The organism is Thioclava litoralis (assembly GCF_045278885.1).
Classification (GTDB): domain Bacteria; phylum Pseudomonadota; class Alphaproteobacteria; order Rhodobacterales; family Rhodobacteraceae; genus Thioclava; species Thioclava litoralis.
This window is the reverse complement of record NZ_CP135444.1, coordinates 307,063-324,350: the sequence shown is the minus strand read 5'-3', so window position 1 is coordinate 324,350 and position 17,288 is coordinate 307,063. Positions and strand designations below refer to the sequence as shown.

Annotated in this window: 16 protein-coding genes; 15 read left to right on the top strand and 1 reads right to left on the bottom strand. The window is 61.7% G+C overall.

The window, feature by feature from the left end; translation table 11 throughout:
- Positions 1-1,311 carry an ABC transporter substrate-binding protein gene (locus tag RPE78_RS15095; RefSeq protein WP_330646903.1) on the bottom strand — a complete coding sequence of 437 codons (1,311 nt, stop codon included), beginning with the start codon at positions 1,309-1,311 and terminating at the stop codon, positions 1-3.
- A gap of 170 nt (positions 1,312-1,481) precedes the next feature.
- Here RPE78_RS15095 and RPE78_RS15090 point away from each other — a divergent pair, with 170 nt between their 5' ends.
- From RPE78_RS15090 to RPE78_RS15020, 15 genes are all read left to right on the top strand, one after another.
- The gene (locus RPE78_RS15090) at positions 1,482-2,825 is read left to right on the top strand and encodes an NAD(P)/FAD-dependent oxidoreductase (RefSeq protein ID WP_330646902.1); all 1,344 of its coding nucleotides are present in this window, start codon (positions 1,482-1,484) and stop codon (positions 2,823-2,825) included.
- Between the two features lie 33 nt (positions 2,826-2,858).
- Entirely contained in the window at positions 2,859-5,228 is a 2,370-nt protein-coding gene (locus RPE78_RS15085; protein WP_330646901.1) for a DUF1989 domain-containing protein, read from the top strand.
- Positions 5,229-5,382: 154 nt separating this feature from the next.
- Complete coding sequence (locus RPE78_RS15080) at positions 5,383-6,036, top strand: FadR/GntR family transcriptional regulator (RefSeq protein WP_406721687.1); 654 nt, start codon at positions 5,383-5,385, stop codon at positions 6,034-6,036.
- A 323-nt stretch (positions 6,037-6,359) separates the two neighbouring features.
- Positions 6,360-7,739 (top strand): ammonium transporter, encoded by a 1,380-nt coding sequence (locus RPE78_RS15075; protein WP_330646899.1) that lies wholly within the window; start codon positions 6,360-6,362, stop codon positions 7,737-7,739.
- 24 nt (positions 7,740-7,763) lie between these two features.
- Positions 7,764-7,940: a hypothetical protein gene (locus RPE78_RS15070; RefSeq protein WP_330646897.1), complete on the top strand. Its 177-nt coding sequence runs from the start codon at positions 7,764-7,766 to the stop codon at positions 7,938-7,940.
- A 66-nt stretch (positions 7,941-8,006) separates the two neighbouring features.
- Positions 8,007-9,140, top strand: coding sequence for an aminomethyltransferase family protein (locus tag RPE78_RS15065; RefSeq protein WP_330646896.1), 1,134 nt, complete (start codon positions 8,007-8,009; stop codon positions 9,138-9,140).
- A gap of 75 nt (positions 9,141-9,215) precedes the next feature.
- Entirely contained in the window at positions 9,216-9,815 is a 600-nt protein-coding gene (locus tag RPE78_RS15060; RefSeq protein ID WP_330646894.1) for a dimethylamine monooxygenase subunit DmmA family protein, read from the top strand.
- Positions 9,812-10,753: a PDR/VanB family oxidoreductase gene (locus RPE78_RS15055; RefSeq protein ID WP_330646892.1), complete on the top strand. Its 942-nt coding sequence runs from the start codon at positions 9,812-9,814 to the stop codon at positions 10,751-10,753. The genes RPE78_RS15060 and RPE78_RS15055 overlap by 4 nt, the downstream gene beginning before the upstream one ends.
- Positions 10,754-10,762: 9 nt before the next feature.
- Positions 10,763-11,830 (top strand): DUF3445 domain-containing protein, encoded by a 1,068-nt coding sequence (locus RPE78_RS15050; protein WP_330646891.1) that lies wholly within the window; start codon positions 10,763-10,765, stop codon positions 11,828-11,830.
- Positions 11,831-11,839: 9 nt separating this feature from the next.
- Positions 11,840-12,160: a multidrug efflux SMR transporter gene (locus tag RPE78_RS15045; RefSeq protein WP_330646890.1), complete on the top strand. Its 321-nt coding sequence runs from the start codon at positions 11,840-11,842 to the stop codon at positions 12,158-12,160.
- 136 nt (positions 12,161-12,296) lie between these two features.
- On the top strand, positions 12,297-13,199 hold the full coding sequence (locus tag RPE78_RS15040) for a LysR family transcriptional regulator (RefSeq protein ID WP_330646889.1): 903 nt from the start codon (positions 12,297-12,299) through the stop codon (positions 13,197-13,199).
- Positions 13,200-13,320: 121 nt separating this feature from the next.
- Positions 13,321-14,484, top strand: a complete 1,164-nt coding sequence (locus RPE78_RS15035) for an ABC transporter substrate-binding protein (protein WP_330647274.1) — start codon at positions 13,321-13,323, stop codon at positions 14,482-14,484.
- A gap of 66 nt (positions 14,485-14,550) precedes the next feature.
- Positions 14,551-15,534: an ABC transporter ATP-binding protein gene (locus RPE78_RS15030; protein ID WP_330646888.1), complete on the top strand. Its 984-nt coding sequence runs from the start codon at positions 14,551-14,553 to the stop codon at positions 15,532-15,534.
- Positions 15,531-16,484 (top strand): ABC transporter permease, encoded by a 954-nt coding sequence (locus tag RPE78_RS15025; protein WP_330646887.1) that lies wholly within the window; start codon positions 15,531-15,533, stop codon positions 16,482-16,484. Before RPE78_RS15030 ends, RPE78_RS15025 begins: the two co-directional genes overlap by 4 nt.
- Positions 16,474-17,283 carry an ABC transporter permease gene (locus RPE78_RS15020; RefSeq protein ID WP_330646886.1) on the top strand — a complete coding sequence of 270 codons (810 nt, stop codon included), beginning with the start codon at positions 16,474-16,476 and terminating at the stop codon, positions 17,281-17,283. Before RPE78_RS15025 ends, RPE78_RS15020 begins: the two co-directional genes overlap by 11 nt.
- Positions 17,284-17,288: the final 5 nt, after the last annotated feature.

Sequence of the window (17,288 nt, the reverse complement as noted above, 5' to 3'; positions counted from 1 at the left end):
CTATCCGGCGGGAGGGGGCGACCCTCCCGCTCGGCCCTCCCGATCCTGCAATGGGGGCCGCACCGCTATCCTCTGGTGCCAAAGCTGGCCAAAGCGCGACAGCTCGTTCGCCAGAACGGTCTCATGCGCATCCAGCCAGTCGATCACCGACGCGAACGCCACGATCCGTGCATGCCCGTCCTGCAGGCGCACCACCGGCCAGTTGCCGACAAGCGCGTTATCGATCCCGAAGACCGCATCCCCCCACCAGCGCGCCGGACCGAACGCATGCGGCATCTGCCGCCCGCGTTTCATTGCCGCCAGCACCGAGACCGGAGATGTCGTCTCGACCCGCTCGACAGCCTGATGCCACAGATCCAGCACCGAGGCATATTCCCAGCTGACCGCGCTCCAGCTTTCGGGGAAGCGGCTATTGTAATTCTCGAAAAACTGCTGCGGGCGCCGGAAGAAAAAGGCCAGATCCGCCAGTGCCGGATCATCGAAATCGGGAAACTGGAAGGTAAAGCGGGCCATGAAATCCGCCGAAGTTTCCGCAACAAGCTGCCGGTAACCGTCCCCCGTGCAGGACAGGATCTGACCGCCGAACCCCTGTGCAAAAGCCGCAAGCGTCAACGCCCTGACCATCGGCGGGGTCGAGGAGCACCAGCACAGGATATCCGCCTCCGAGGCGACCATCCGCGCCACAATGCCTTCTGCCGCAGCGCCTTCCTCATAAAGCACCTCTTCCACGACCGGCAGTCCCGCCACAGCACAGGCGGCGCGGTAGCAGGCCAGAGACGGCAATCCCATCAGGTCATTCTGGCTGCATAAGGCAATTTTCGCGCCCGGATATTCGGTTGCCAGATGTGCAACCCCCGTGACATTGAACAGCGGATGCACCTCGGCGGGGGCGATCAGATAGGGACGGTCGGGCGACAGATCGGTCGGCAGCAGGGTCGTGGTCAGGATGCGGCGCGACATGAGATAGTCGATGGCGGGGCCGACCTCGTTGCCACCGAGGGTCAGCACCAGACAGGCCCCATGCGTCTCGACCATCTCTTGCGCGGCGCGCAACGTGGCCTCCGGCCCCGAAGCGGTATCATGCGACAGGATCTCCACCGGATGCCGCCGCCCGCCGATCATCAGCCCGCCGCGCTCGTTGATCCAGTCGCTCCAGAGCGAGGCCCCGTCCAAACCCGGTTGTCCCCAGATCTTTTCCGGCCCGCTTCTGGGCAGCAGGAACCCGATACGGACCGCAGACCCGTTTCTTGACCGCAATCGTGGCAAGGTGCCGGTGACTGTCAGCCTTTGTGCAAATGATGCCCCGCTCATTTATTCAGCCTCTGCATAATTAAATGCCAGTTCATCGCGCGAATGTCTCCGCCCGATATTCCTGTAAAGAAAAAAGGTTGACCAGTAAAATAATTGGATTGCTCATTGGTATTGTAAAATGAACCAAATTTATAATTGGTCCAAACCAGACAGAGGAGCACAGGAGAGATATGTCAAAGCGCGTTGCTGTCATCGGCGCGGGGCCCTCCGGCCTTGCCCAGCTCAGAGCCTTCCAGTCCGCCGCCGAAAAAGGGGCGCCCATCCCCGAGGTGGTCTGCTTTGAAAAGCAATCCAACTGGGGCGGGCTGTGGAACTATAGCTGGCGCACCGGCGTCGATGAATATGGCGAACCCGTACATGGCTCGATGTATCGCTATCTCTGGTCCAACGGACCAAAGGAAGGGCTTGAATTCGCGGACTATTCTTTCGAAGAACATTTCGGAAAGCAAATTGCCTCCTATCCGCCTCGCGGCGTGCTGTTCGACTATATCGAAGGGCGCGTGCTCAAGGCCGATGTCCGCAAATGGATCCGGTTTTCCTCGGTTATCCGCTGGGTCTCTTTCGACCCCCAGAGCGGCCTTTTCACGCTGACCATTCATGACATGGTCAAGGATCATGTCTATCAGGAGGAATTCGACCATGTGATCGTGGCCTCCGGTCACTTCTGGTCACCGAATGTGCCAGAATATCCGGGGTTCGACAAATTCCACGGGCGCATCCTGCACGCCCATGATTTCCGTGACGCACGTGAATTCGCGGGCCAGAACGTGCTGGTGGTCGGGGCGTCCTATTCTGCCGAGGATATCGGATCGCAATGCTGGAAATATGGGGCCGCCAGCATCACAAGCTGCTATCGCTCGGCCCCGATGGGCTTTGACTGGCCGGAAAACTGGGAAGAGAAACAGGGGCTTGCGCATGTCGAAGGCAAGACCGCCTATTTCAGGGACGGCAGCAGCAAAGACATCGACGCAATCATCCTATGCACCGGATACCGGCATGTCTTCCCCTTCCTGCCCGATGATCTGCGCCTGAAAACCGCCAACCGTCTGGCCACCGCCGACCTGTATAAAGGCGTGGCCTATGTGCATAATCCGAAGCTGTTCTATCTGGGCATGCAGGACCAGTGGTTCACCTTCAACATGTTCGATGCGCAGGCATGGTTTGTGCGTGATGTCATTCTGGGGCGCATCGACCTGCCCGATGACACGCAAAGCATGATGGCCGATGTGGCCGCGCGCGAGGCTGCGGAAGAGGCGTCGGATGACGTGAAATACGCCATCACCTATCAGGGCGACTATATCAAGGAACTTATCGCCGAAACCGACTATCCCAGCTTCGATGTGGACGGGGCCTGCGAGGCATTCTTCGAATGGAAGGCGCATAAGAAGAAAGACATCATGGGCTTTCGCAATAACAGCTACCGCTCCGTCATCACCGGCACGATGGCCCCTGTGCATCACACGCCGTGGAAAGACGCGCTGGATGACAGCATGCAGGCCTATCTGCAGAACTGAACCGGCTCCCCCCTTTTTGTCAGGACCTGCGCCATGACCCTGTTTTCCGACCTGCCCCTGTTCCGGCCCGGTGCGCCACTCCCGACACATGCGCGGCGCGTGGCGGCCCTTGGTCGCCCTCGGGGAACCGAGCATTACACGATCCCGGGGCGCGGGGCCTATCTGGTCCGGCTGGCCGAGGGGGACCAGATCACGCTCACCAATCTGGAAGGGGGACAGGCCGCGCTGCTTCTGGTCACCCATCCGGACGGGCGCCCCGATGCAGGGCTGATCGGCGCAAGGGCCGACAGCCCGCTTGCCCCCCTACAGGCGCTTCTACGCGCCGCAGGGAGCGGCATGGAACGCCTCAGGCGCGGACTGGAACGGCGGAATATTCCCCTTGAAGGACAGGGGATTGGCCTTTTCGGCCAGAGCAGCCCCGCCGGCGACCAGGCCCGTTTTACCGCCCGTTCTGCGGGATGGCTGCTGCTGGCGGCCCCCGCCCCTGTCATGGATTTCGAGACCCAGAACACCGCCACACCCATCGGGCTTCTGCTGCACCGCGCGCATCCCGGGGCACAGCTGCGCCATGCCCTGCCCGACCCTCTGGCCGAGCCGCTACAGGATCTGCGCATCGCCTCGGCCACGGCGCGCGCCTACCGGATCGCCAAGGGCGATTACATCCAGATCATTGATGTCGATGGCCGCCAATGCACCGATTTCCAGTGCTTCGACGCGCGCAAGCTTGACCGCGGACAGGCCCTGCCGCTGGATGTCACCACCACCCGCAGCCTGCAGGCTCTCGCCTATCCGATGCCGGGCCTGCATGGGAAATACTTCGATCAGGACATGACCCCGCTGGTGGAGGTCATTCAGGACACCTGTGGCCGTCATGACGCGTTCGCACTGGCCTGCTCGGCGAAATATTATGACGATCTGGGATATCCGGGGCATGTGAACTGCTCCGAGAATTTCAATGCCGCGCTGGCCCCTTACGACATTGCGGGGCGCGCAGGCTGGATGGCGGCCAATTTCTTCTTCAACACCGCCATTGACCAGCATGGTGTTCTGGTGGCGGACGAGCCGTGGTCACGTCCGGGAGATTATGTGCTGCTCCGGGCATTGACCGATCTGGTCTGTGTCTCTTCGGCCTGCCCCGATGACACCTCTGCCGCCAATGGCTGGGATTTGACCGATATCCATATGCGCAGCTATAGCGGAGCGGAGACCTTCTCCCGCGCGGCAGCCTGGCGCCCCACCCCGGAGGATGACCCTATCATGACGCGCGAAAGCGGGTTCCACGCCAGTTTTGCCCCCCTGACCCGCAATTTCACCGATTATCGTGGCTTCTGGCTGCCCGACAGCTTTACCCAGACCGATCCGGTTGAAAGCTATTGGGCCTGCCGCGAGAAAGCCGTGATCATGGACCTTTCCGCCCTGCGCAAATTCGAGGTCACGGGGCCGGATGCCGAGGCCCTGCTGAACTGGGTGCTGACCCGCGATGTGTCGAAACTCGGCAGCGGTCAGGTGGTCTATTCGGCAATGTGCTACCCGCATGGCGGCATGATCGACGATGGCACCCTGTTCCGGCTGGGGCCGCAGAATTTCCGCTGGATCGGCGGCAGCGATCTGGGCGGGACATGGATGCGGGAAGAGGCGGCGCGGCTGGGGCTGAACGTGATGATCCGCAGCTCCACCGACCAGCAGCATAACATCGCGGTGCAGGGGCCTGCCGCACGCGAGATCCTGAAAACCGTTCTCTGGACCGCGCCCCATCAGCCGGCCCTCACCGCGCTGGAATGGTTCCGCTTCACGGTGGGCCGCCTTGGCGGTCCGGACGGCGTTCCTCTTGTGGTCTCGCGCACGGGCTATACGGGCGAGCTGGGCTACGAGATCTTCTGCCACCCGCGCGACGCCAAACAGGTCTTCGAGGCGGTATGGGCGGCGGGCCAGCCTTGCGGACTGCGCCCGATGGGGCTGGCCGGGCTGGATCTGGTGCGCATCGAGGCGGGGCTGATCTTTGCAGGTTATGATTTCGACGACCAGACCGACCCGTTCGAGGCAGGGATCGGCTTCACCGTCCCGCTGAAGTCGAAAACCGCCGATTTTGTCGGGCGCGAGGCGCTGATCCGGCGCAAGCAGCATCCCGCCCGTGTCTTTGTCGGGCTGGAGATCGAGGGCGAGGAAGCGGTCTCGCATGGCGATTGCCTGCGTCTGGGGCGGGCGCAGATTGGTGTTGTGTGCTCGGCCATGCGCTCCCCGCGCAGCCATATGTCGATTGCGCTGGCACGGGTCGATGTGGCCCATTCGGCCAGCGGAACGCTCTTGGAAGTGGGCCAGCTTGACGGGCATCTGCGGCGCAGGCAGGCCAGAATAAGCCCCGTGGCGCATTATGACCCGAAGAAGGAGCGCCCACGCAGCTAGGCTACCGCGCATCCGCTTAATGCTGGACCTTGAGGCGCCCGCCGCCTATGAAAAAGGCAGGACGTCCCTTCGGGCCTCAAGGAACCAATTCGTGCCAGCCTCTGCACCACCTCCATCCGCTTTGCATCCGCTTCCGGGATCGACCGTGCAATATGTGATCGATACCCTGAGCAGCCGCATCGTCTCCGGTGAATATGCCAAGGACGAACGGCTGCCATCGGAACGGCAGATGGCGCAGGATCTGGGCGTTGCGCGCAATACCGTGCGCGAGGCGCTGGATTATCTGGAGACCCGCCTGATGATCCGGCGCAGGCAGGGATCGGGGTCCTTTGTGATCTATGATCCGGCTGGCACGCTACAGGCCCATTCGCCGGTTGCCGAGGAAACCGGCCCGCTCCATCTGCTGACCGTGCGGGGCGTGCTGGAGCCGGAAATCGTGCGTCTTGCGATTTTGTCCATGTCCCCCAAACAGATAACGGCGCTTTCAGAGATCGTCTCGCAGATGGAAGCCATGAGCACCGATGCCACCGCCTTCATCCGGCTGGAAGAAGAGTTCCACCGGCAACTGGCTTTGGGCACCGGAAACCCGCTGCTGGTCGCCTGTTTCAATCTGGTGCTGGATGCGCGGCGTCAATCCTTCCGCGCGGCGATGTATAAACGCCATCTCACCCCCGCAAAGCTGGCCAGCTACCAGCGCGCCTATAACGGGCTTTTCAACGCGATCGCCGCCCGCGATATCGAAGAGGCAACCGAGTTCATGAAGCTTTCACTGGTCGAGGACCAGAAACTCCTGCTTCAGGAAAGCTGAACTGGTCCCTTCGTCAGAGCACCAATTTTACGCCTTTTCTCCCCGTCAGCGCCGCTGAACGGGGATTTTCTTTGCAATCCCCCTGCGACCGGCCCGACCCGTCCTTCTGGCGCTAAGGCACAAACCGCCAAGAAACTAGGCAGGAGGCAGGGGGCGAGCGATTAGATATGTGCCAAATACCGGATCTGTTTATTCCTGATGGGAATTAATGTTGCAATAAGGGCAATTTCTCACCGAGGCTATACGAACAAAAAGAACCAATAAAGTCAGTTGGTCTGAACCACAAGAATCGCGCCTTCAGGACATCCAACAAGGAGACTCACTTGGAACAAGAGCTCGCTTCCCTGTCTGAACAGCTTGCCCAGCTCAAGGAAAGTGTCGCCGCCACCAATGGCACCTTCTCTGAGACCTTCTACTTTCTGACCATCCCGCTCATGGTGCTGATCCATGCCGGTTTTCTCGCCTATGAAATGGGGGCCTCGCGGTCCAAAAACGCGCTTTCTGCGGGGATCAAGAACATTCTCGCCTTCGCGATGATCGTCCCGTTCTTCTACTTTGTCGGCTGGTGGATCTATTGGGCCTTCCCCACCGGTCTGAGCGGATCGGAAGGGCCGATGGGCACTTCGGGCTTTGCCTATGCCAATGGCATCGCGCTGCCGTGGAGCGAATATATGGGCCCCAATCTCAGCGACCGGTCCTCGGGCGTGTTCTGGGGCGCCTTCGTGCTGTTTGCCGCCACCACCGCCTCGATCCTGTCGGGCGGCGTGATCGAGCGGATCAAACTGACGGGGTTCATCATCCTGTCGATCGTTCTGGGCGCCTTTGTCTGGATCTTGGCCGCCGCATGGGGTTGGCATGCCGATGGCTGGCTGGTGACCAAGTTCGGTTATCATGATTTCGGGGCCTCGGGCGTCGTCCATGCCATTGCCGGCTTCTTCACGCTGGGCGTGCTGATCAATCTCGGGCCGCGGATCGGCAAGTTCAATGCCGATGGCAGTGCCAACCATATCGCGGGGCATTCCATGCCGATGACGCTGGTCGGGCTGATGCTGATCATTGCAGGTTTCTGGGGCTTCCTGATGGGCTGTGTCATCGTTCCGGGCGAAAGCTGGAGCTGGTCGGGCACGATCGAGGCCAGCATCTACGGCACGCCGATGACGCTTTCGGGCATGACGTTCAACGTCCTGATGGGCTTTGCGGGCGGTATTATCGGGGCATGGATGATTACTCGTGATCCGTTCTGGATGATGTCGGGGGCGCTTGGCGGGATCATCTCCTGCGCGGCGGGGATCGACCTGTGGTATCCGCCTATGGCCTTTGCAATCGGCTTCATCGGCGCCTGTGCCATGCCCTTTGTAGCCTCGTTCATCGAACGGCGCGGCATTGACGATGCGGTGGGCGCGGTTGCGGTGCACGGCTTCCTCGGGCTTTGGGGCGTGATTGTCGTCGGCATCGCGGCCTCGGGCTATCCGGCCCTTTTCGGCGAGGATGTCATCCAGATCTCCTTCACCGGACAGTTGATCGGGGCAGCCGTCATGGCGGTGATGGGCTTCGTACCGGGCTATGTCGTCTCGCTGGTCCTGAAACTGATGGGCGAGCTGCGTGTGCCGCGCGAGGCCGAGGAGCTTGGGCTCGATTTGGTCAAAGTGCCAGCCTCCGCCTATCCCGAAGCCATCCATCCCTCTGTCAGCCCCGCAGAATAATCTGCCCACTCAGGAGTTACATCTATGGAAGCACCTTTCAACGCCACCAGCTGGGACGGAGTGACCGGCGCGATCTATGCCGGATATGGCAGTGTCGAGGGCCTGTGGCTGATCGTCTGCCTGATCCTTGTGGTCATCGCGGTCATCGGCGGCTGGCGACATGAGGGCCATGCCTACAGGGCCGTGACCCACAAAAAATGATGATGGTGTCCGGACTACGGGTCCGGACCCTTTCCCTCACATCTTCCCTAACATCAGGACGAACACATGACCGCATCGTGGAGATTTTCCGCGCTGGCCGACCGTCATCGCGCGCTTGGCTCTCAGCTAGAAGACTGGAGCGGGATGGGCACCGCCTGGACCTATGACAAGGACCAGACCGAGGAGTACATGGCCATCCGCACCAAAGCCGGTGTGATGGATGTTTCGGGGCTCAAGAAGGTCCATGTCATCGGGCCGCATGCCTCCCATATCATCAACCGTGCCGTCACCCGCGAGATCGAGGCGCTCAAACCCGGACGGTCCACCTATGCGACCATGCTCAACGAGCAGGGCAAGTTCATTGATGACTGCGTGGTCTATCGCACCGGCCCGCATGCGTTCATGGTGGTGCATGGCTCGGGCCTCGGCTTCGAGGCGCTCACGATGGCGGCCTATGGGCGCAATGCCGCCGTGCTGTTTGACGATGATCTGCACGACATCTCGCTGCAGGGGCCCTTGGCGGTGGACTATCTGGAGGCACATGTGCCGGGCCTTCGCGATGTGGCCTATTTCAGCCATATCCAGACCACACTGTTCGGCAAACCGGTCATGCTGTCACGCACCGGCTATACCGGCGAACGCGGCTACGAGATTTTCTGTCGCAGGCAGGATGCCTGTCTGATCTGGGACACCATCGTGGCCGAAGGGGCCGCAATAGGGATCATCCCGACGCGTTTTACCACACTCGATCTGCTGCGCGCCGAAAGCCAGCTGCTGTTTTTTCCCTATGACAATTCGGAAATGTATCCGTTTGAAGACGAACCCTGCGGTGACACGCTATGGGAGCTGGGGCTGGACTTCACCGTCTCCAAGGGCAAGACCGGCTTTCGCGGTGCCGAAGAGCATTACCGCCTGAAGGGCAAGGAACGGTTCAAGATCTATGGCGTGAAGCTCGAAGGCACGCAGCCCGCGGTCGAAGGGGCCCCCTTGCTGAAAGACGGCAAGAAGGTGGGGGTTGTGACCATTTCGATGCATTCGCCGCTGAACAACCATACGGTGGGCATGGCGCGGATGCCGGTGGACTGCGCCGTGCCGGGCACGCCGCTCGTCGTGCAGAACCCGACCGGCGAGATCCGCGCGGTGGCCGCCGAGATGCCTTTCCACGATCCGCAGAAACTGCGCCGCACAGCCAAAGGCTAGGGCCCGCCCCACCGCGACCCGCCCCGCGCGCGTGAGCGCCGCATGACGTGACATGCTTCCAGAAGAAGGTCTTTCATGGCAACCGTATTCACCCCCTCCATCGCCACCCGCCCGACCTACGGGACATTGCAGCCGCCCTGCGGTGCTCCGCTTCTTTGTGTGGCGGATGGCGCGGGTGGGGCGGCTCTTCTGGCCCTGTCCGAGCATATGCCCGGCTGTCTCGAACAGGCGCATATCCTCTTCATACCGCAAGACAGCCCCGATGGCCCGAAACTTGCCGCCTTGCCCTGCCGCAGCTATGGCGAGGCACCCGATCTGGCCGCCGCCCTGCCACGGCTGGACCGGCTTCTGGCACAGGCAAGCATCGCCACCCGCCTGTGCCTTGCGGGCAGCGAAGGGCTGATCGGCAGGGTCAGCGCCCGCGCGCTTGGCGCGGGCATCGCCGCCGAGATGATCCAGACCGAGCATCGCGGCCATATCGCACGGGCGGTGCAATGCGTGCATTGCAAAGGGGTCACCGAAGATGTGCTGACCGACCCGTTCATATGCGCCCATTGCGGTCTGGCGCTGTTCGTACGCGACCATTTCTCGCGCCGACTGGGCGTGTTTCAGGGCGTCTGTGTCGATGCCGAAACCCCCGGCCAGAGGCCGGACCCGCAGGAGATCCGTCCATGACCGCCCTACCGCTGACCGTCACACGGGTGCAGGCCCTGACGCCGCAGGTCAAACTCTTCCGTTTCGAGGCCGCAACCCCGCTGCCGCTTTTCTCGGGCGGCGCCCATATCGTGGTCGAGATGCCCGATGGCGACGTGCTGCGGCGCAACTCCTATTCGCTGATTTCCGACCCGCATGACCCTTCGGGCTACGAGATCGCGGTCCGGCTGGACCCGCAAGGGCGGGGCGGCTCGCGGTTCCTGCACGAGAAAGTGCGCGAGGGAGACCGCCTTCGGGTGTCGATGCCCGCAAACCTCTTTGCCATCGATCCGCGCGCCAAACGCCATCTGCTGATCGCGGGAGGCATCGGCATCACGCCGTTTCTGGCGCAGATCCGGCAGCTTGACCGGCTCAATCTGGATTGGGCGCTGCATTATGCCGCCCCCTCGCGCAAGGAGGCCGCAGCACTGGGCCTGCTGCCCCGATCCTCCCGCATCTCGTTGCATTTCTCGGACGAGGGCAACCGCATGGATCTGGCCACGTTACTGGACGGGCAACCCGCCGGAACCCATGTGTTCTGCTGTGGGCCGGAGGGGTTGATCACGGCAGTGGAGGCCACGGCGGCACGTCTGGGATGGCCGCAGTCGCATCTGCATTCCGAAGCCTTTGCTGCCCCGCCACCGGGGGCTGCTTTCTCGGTCACGCTGGGGCGTTCGGGCAGGACACTGACCGTCGGGCCGCATCAGAGCCTGCTTGAGGCGATCGAGGCGGCGGATGTGCCCATTGACTGGTCCTGCCGTGGCGGGGCCTGCGGTCGCTGCGAAACGGCGGTGCGCGCGTGCCACGGGCGCATCCTGCACCATGATCACTGGCTCAGCGAAGACGAACGCGCCGCACAGACCAAGATCATGCCCTGCATGTCGCGCTTTCTCGGCGAAGACCTCACCCTCGATCTGTAAGGACATCCCATGACTTTGCGCTTCAATGACGAGACCTTCCGTGGCGATTACACCTTCTACAACTCGCCACAGGCCATCCGCCGTTTTCCCTTCCCCTTCGACCAAGACAGCTACATGTATTCGGTCAATATCGAACAACATCCGGGCGGCCCGACCGGCACGCCCTTCGAGTTTGCCTTCGATGTCGATGAACATTACGTCTCCGAGATGCGGGACCGCGAGATCACTCTGGCGCAGGACCCGCTGCGCTGCCAGTCGCTGCCACATATGGAGCTGGCCGGTTGGGATCTGCTGGAATGCATCATGCAGGCCAAGGCGCGCGACTATCCCGAGCTGTTCACGCTCAATCGTGACGGAGACCGCTGGCACTGGATCAACCGCCCTCTCGGCATCGAGCAGCGCTTTACCTTTCTGGAGGCCGCGACCCTGCCCTATGGCCCGATGGAATATATTACCCGTCAGGCCCAAGGCGATTTCGCGCTGCTGCATGAACGCGAGGGCAATCTGTGGATGGATGCCGGTATGATCACCAGTCAGGCCGATTGGTCGCTGGATTTCGATATCGGCATGAACTTCTTCGAATGGCACGCCCCCGTACCGAAAGCCGGAGAGATGGGGGTGTTTACCAAGGCGCTGAAATTCCTGCTGGCGGTGCAGCAGGGCCAGAGCTATCGCCGCCTCAACTGGACCATGACGGTCAATCCACGCCTTGACACCAGCCCCGAAAACTATCCGCATTGGGGACCGGAGAAACGCACACTCACCGCCGAGAATGTCGGGCGCAAACAGTTTCTGCGCGTCGAATTGCAATCCTTCCTCCGCCTGCCGCGCTCGAATGCGCTGGTATTCCCGATCCGTTGCTATCTGCTGAGCCTCGAAGATATCTGCACCCAGCCCAAATGGGCCCGCCGCCTGCACCGCGTGCTGCGCGATCTCGATCCGGCGCTGGCCGAGTATAAAGGCTTTGCCGTGAATCGCGATCTGATCGTAGACTATCTGGCGCGCTTCGATGACGGGGCCGAGACCTCGGCGGGGATCTTCCCCGACACGCTCCCTGTCCCTCCAACCCCTTCGTAAAGGAGCCCAATGGCCTGGTTCATTCTGTTTTGCGCAGGCATCCTTGAAACCGTCTGGGCGTTCTATATGAAAAAATCCGACGGTTTCACCCTGCTTGTTCCCAGCATCATCACCGTCCTCACCATGATCGCAAGTTTCGCCTTGCTGGCGGTGGCGATGAAATCCCTGCCTCTGGGCACGGCCTATGCCGTCTGGACGGGTATCGGCACCGCAGGGGCCGTGGTGGCGGGGATAGCGTTTCTTGGCGAACAGGCCACAGCCGCACGGCTGATCGCCGTGGCCAGCATCCTCTTTGGCATCGTGCTGCTGAAGCTTTGCGACGGAAAATAGGCGCCGGGTGTCCGGTCCTTGCCCTTGGTCCCTCCCTTAGGCCCCGAAGCGCCGACCGGCAGACAGGCCCTTGCGCGGGCGCGTCAAATCGGGACAGATAGCGCAGCGCAGAGGCGTTGCGCGCAGGCGGCAGGCGATGGCATTCACACTCAAACAACTGCGGTATTTTATTGCTGTGGCCGAAACCGGCACGGTATCGGGGGCGGCGCAGGCGCTGGCGATCTCGCAATCGGCGGTGACCGAAGCCATCCGCGAACTGGAAACCGATCTGGGCGTGGCGCTGTTCACCCGCCATCCGCGCGGGCTGGATATCACCCATAAGGGGCACCAGTTCCTGCGCCATGCCACCGGCATCCTGGCCGGTGTCTCCGATGCCCGTCACGCCCTGACACAGGAAAGCGAGGCTCTGACCGGCACGTTGCATATCGGTGTGACCTCGCTGGTGGCAGGCTATGTGCTGTCGGATATTCTGGCCCGCTTCCGCCGCGCCAATCCGCAGGTCGAGGTGACCGCCCTTGAAGATAGCGGCGACTATCTCGAACATCTTCTAGTCGGCGGCGAGCTGGATGTGGCGGTTATGGTGGCTTCCAATATGCGCGACCGGATGGCGCTGCATACCGAAATTATCGACACATCTCCCTATCAGCTATGGCTGCCCAACGGCCACGAGCTGACCACGCGCCCCTCGGTCTCTATCGAGGATCTCACCGATGCCCCGATGATCATGCTGAAAATCGACGAGATCGAAGAGGCCACGCGCAAGCTGCTTTCGGCCTTCGGGGCCCGCCCGCGGGTTGCCTTCCGCACCCGCTCGGTCGAGGCGGTCCGCTCGCTTGTGGCCACGGGGGCGGGAATCGCGCTGCTGCCCGAAATGGTCTACCGGCGCTGGTCGCTTGAGGGGGACCGCATCGTGTCGCGCGATGTGTCCGGAAGCCTACCAGTTGTGCAGGTTGGAACTGTCTGGCGCAAAGGTGCCCCGCTGAGCCGCGTCACAAGAGAATTTATTCTGACGGCACAAGCCCATAAAAACATGAAGTAATTCTTCGGTATCGGCATTTCCGATACCTGAAACCTGATAATTGAATTTGTGAAAGCAAAAGGAGTTTCACAGGGTTGTGTGCAAGGGAGCCGTGACTCCCGCTGCAACAGGGAAAGCCATGATGAAACCGATTTTAAGCGCCTGTGTCTCGGGCCTTGCATTGCTTGCCGCAAGCTCCGTTCCGCTACAGGCGGCGGATATGCTGACCACGCTCGAACCGGGCGAAGGGACCGTCTCGATTGTCGCATGGCCGGGCTATATCGAGCGCGGCGAGACCGATCCGGACTATGACTGGGTGACCAAATTCGAACAGAGCACGAATTGCAAGGTCGAGATCAAGACGGCCAATACCTCGGACGAGATGGTGGCCCTGATGAACGAGGGCGGCTTCGATCTGGTGACCGCGTCGGGCGATGCCTCGCTGCGGCTGATTGCGGGCGGACGTGTGCAGCCGATCAACACCGACCTCATTCCCAGCTGGTCGCGCGTGGATGACCGCCTGAAAGACGCGCCGTGGCATACGGTCAAGGGCGTACATTACGGCACCCCCTTCATGTGGGGGCCGAATGTCCTGATGTATAATACCGAGACCTTCCCCGACGCGCCCAAAAGCTGGGAGGTGGTCTTCAAGGCCATGACCTTGCCCGATGGCAAGGCCAATACAGGGCGGGTGCAGGCCTATGACGGGCCGATCTATATTGCCGATGCCGCGCTATATCTGATGGCCCACCAGCCCGAACTGGGCATCACCAGCCCCTACGAGCTGAACGAGGACCAATATGCCGCAGCCCTTGATCTGCTGCGTGGCCAGCGCAAACTCGTGTCGCGCTACTGGCATGATGCCTTCATCCAGATCGACGATTTCAAGAACGAGGGGGTCGTCGCATCATCGTCCTGGCCGTTCATGGTCAACCTGCTGAAAGCCGACGGGGTGCCGGTCGCGTCGGTGATCCCCGAGGAAGGGGCGACCGGCTGGGCCGATACGCTGATGCTGCATTCCGAGGCCAAGCATCCAAATTGCGCCTATGCCTTCATGGAGCATTCGCTCAATTCCAACCTCCAGTCCGATCTGTCGGTATGGTTCGGGGCCGTCCCTTCGGTGCCCTCGGCCTGCACCGACGGCTCCGGCAAACAGACCGCAGAGGGCTGCTCGGCCAATGGTCTGGACGATTTCGACCGGATCCGGTTCTGGCAAACGCCGGTATCCAGCTGTGAAAGTCAGGGCAATTGCGTGCCCTATTACCGCTGGGTCTCTGACTATATCGGTGTGATCGGCGGCCGCTGATCACATCAGATTTGCCCGAACCCCTTTCCCCTGTGGGTTCGGGCATCCCTGCCTGAAAGACCAAACATGACAGATGCTGTAACCTTCCGGGGCGTGTCACGCCATTTCGGACCCGTCAAGGCCGTGGACGAGGTCGACCTGTCGATCCGCGACGGAGAATTTTTCGCCATGCTGGGGCCGTCCGGCTCTGGCAAGACCACCTGCCTGCGGCTGATTGCCGGTTTCGAGCAACCCACCGCAGGCCATATCGCAATTTTCGGCGAACGCGCCGAGGGCGTGCCGCCCTATCTGCGCAACGTCAATACCGTTTTCCAGAATTACGCGCTCTTCCCGCATATGAATGTGCGCGACAATGTGGCCTTCGGGCTGCGCGTCAAAGGGATCGGCAAGGCCGAGCGTCACCGTGCCGCCGAAGAGGCGCTGGAGCTGGTCGAGCTGGGCGGCTATGGCCAGCGCCGCGCGGGCGCGCTGTCTGGTGGACAGCGCCAGCGCGTGGCATTGGCCCGTGCCTTGGTCAACAAACCCCGTGTGGTCCTGCTGGACGAGCCGCTGGGCGCGCTGGACCTGAAGCTGCGCGAGCAGATGCAGGAAGAGCTTCGCAAATTGCAACGCGCGCTCGGACTGACCTTCGTATTCGTCACCCATGATCAGGACGAGGCGCTCTCGATGGCGGATCGGGTGGCGGTGTTTGCTCATGGCAAAATCCAGCAGGTCGGCAGCGCGGAAGAGATCTACCGCCGCCCCAATACCCGTTTCGTGGCGGATTTCGTCGGCTCTTCCAACGTGCTTCCGGCCGATCTGGCAGGAGGCGGACCGGCGGGACAATGGGCGTCGTTGCGGCCCGAGGATATCGTGCTTGATCCGGCAGGGCGTGCGGCCACGGTGCGCGGGCGGTTCTTCCACGGGCGCGTCACCAAACTGGTGCTGGATCTGAACGGCCAGAGCCTGACCGCGCTGGTTCCCGCCCGCGAGGATGCGCCGCAGATCGGCGAAACCACCGCGATCTCGTGGGACCCTGCGCGGGTGCATATCATGGAGCGCGACGGATGAGCGCGCCCCTGTCGCAAGCCGCGATCTTCCGCCCGCGCTCCGGCCTTCTGGCACGGCTGATCGACTGGATCATCCGCCATCCGAGAATGTTCGTCTTTCTGATGGTGCTGCCCATCACGCTCTGGCTGGGCATCGTCTATATCGGCGCGCTTCTTGCCTTACTGCTGCAGAGCTTTTTCGCGATCGACGAGTTTTCCGGCGTCATCGTGCATGAGTTCACTCTGAAGACCTATGGCGAGCTTCTGCGCCCCTATAATCTTGACATCATCCTGCGCACGGTCTGCATGGCCGGCGCCGTCACGCTGGCGGCAGCCGTTCTGGCCTTTCCCATCGCCTATTTTGCCGCCCGCTACGCCAAGGGCAAATGGAAGGCGCTGTTTTACATCGGGGTCATGCTGCCGCTCTGGTCCAGCTATCTGGTCAAAGTCTATGCGTGGAAACTGGTGCTGGCCAAGGAAGGCATCCTGAACTGGGTCTTTGCCAAACTGCATCTGACATGGCTTCTCGAGGCTGTGCTGGCGATCCCCGTCATCGGGGGCAACTCGCTCTCGGTCAGCTATCTGGGCACCTTCCTTGTCTTTCTCTATATCTGGCTACCCTATATGATCATTCCGGTACAGGCCGCCTTGGAACGTGTCTCGCAAGACCTGACCGAAGCGGCAGCAGATCTGGGGGCCACCCCAAGACAGAGCTTCCGGCTGGTCCTGTTTCCGCTGGCTTTGCCGGGGGTGGTCGCAGGATCCATCTTCACCTTTTCGCTGACACTCGGCGATTACATCGTTCCGCAGATCGTCGGCAACTCGCGCCTGTTCATCGGTCAGGCGGTCTATACCCAGCAGGGCACCGCCGGAAATATCCCGCTCGCGGCGGCGTTCACTGTGGTGCCGATCGTGATCATGGGAATCTACCTGTGGGGCGCGCGCAAAATGGGAGCTTTCGATGCACTCTGAGATCCGTTCGCCAACCAGCCTGAAACTGGCCGCATTCGGGGGCCTCTTCTTCCTGCTGGCCCCGATTGCCCTGATCTTCCTCTACGCCTTCTCGACGGAGGAAAAGAGCTTCCAGTGGCCCCCGCCCGGCTTTACCACCAAATGGATCGGCGTGACCTTGGGACGTGCGGATGTGTGGGAGGCAATGGGGCTTTCGGTCAAGGTGGCCGCAATCTCGACGGTTCTGGCACTGATCCTTGGCACATTGACCGCCGCAGCCGTTGCCAGATCGCGGTTCTTCGGGCGCGAGACGATCTCGCTTCTGGTCATCCTGCCCATCGCCCTGCCGGGGATCATCACGGGGATCTCGCTGCGTTCGGCCTTCTCGTTGCTGGATATCCCGTTCAGCACATGGACCATCGTGCTGGGGCATGCGACCTTCTGTATCGTGATCGTCTATAACAATGCCGTCGCCCGTTTCCGGCGGCTGTCGGGATCGCTGATCGATGCGGCGATGGATCTGGGCGCAGACGGGGCGCAAACCTTCCGGTTGGTGATCCTGCCCAATATCGCAACCGCCCTTCTGGCGGGCGGCATGCTGGCCTTCGCGCTGAGTTTCGACGAGGTCATCGTGACCACCTTCACCGCGGGCAACCAGACAACCTTGCCGATCTGGATGCTGGAAGAGCTTGTAAGACCGCGTCAGCGCCCCGTGACCAATGTGGTGGCGATGGTGGTGGTGCTGGTCACCGTGCTTCCCATCCTTGCCGCCTACTACCTGACAAAAGACGGCGAACATACCGCCGGTTCCGAGAAATAACTGGG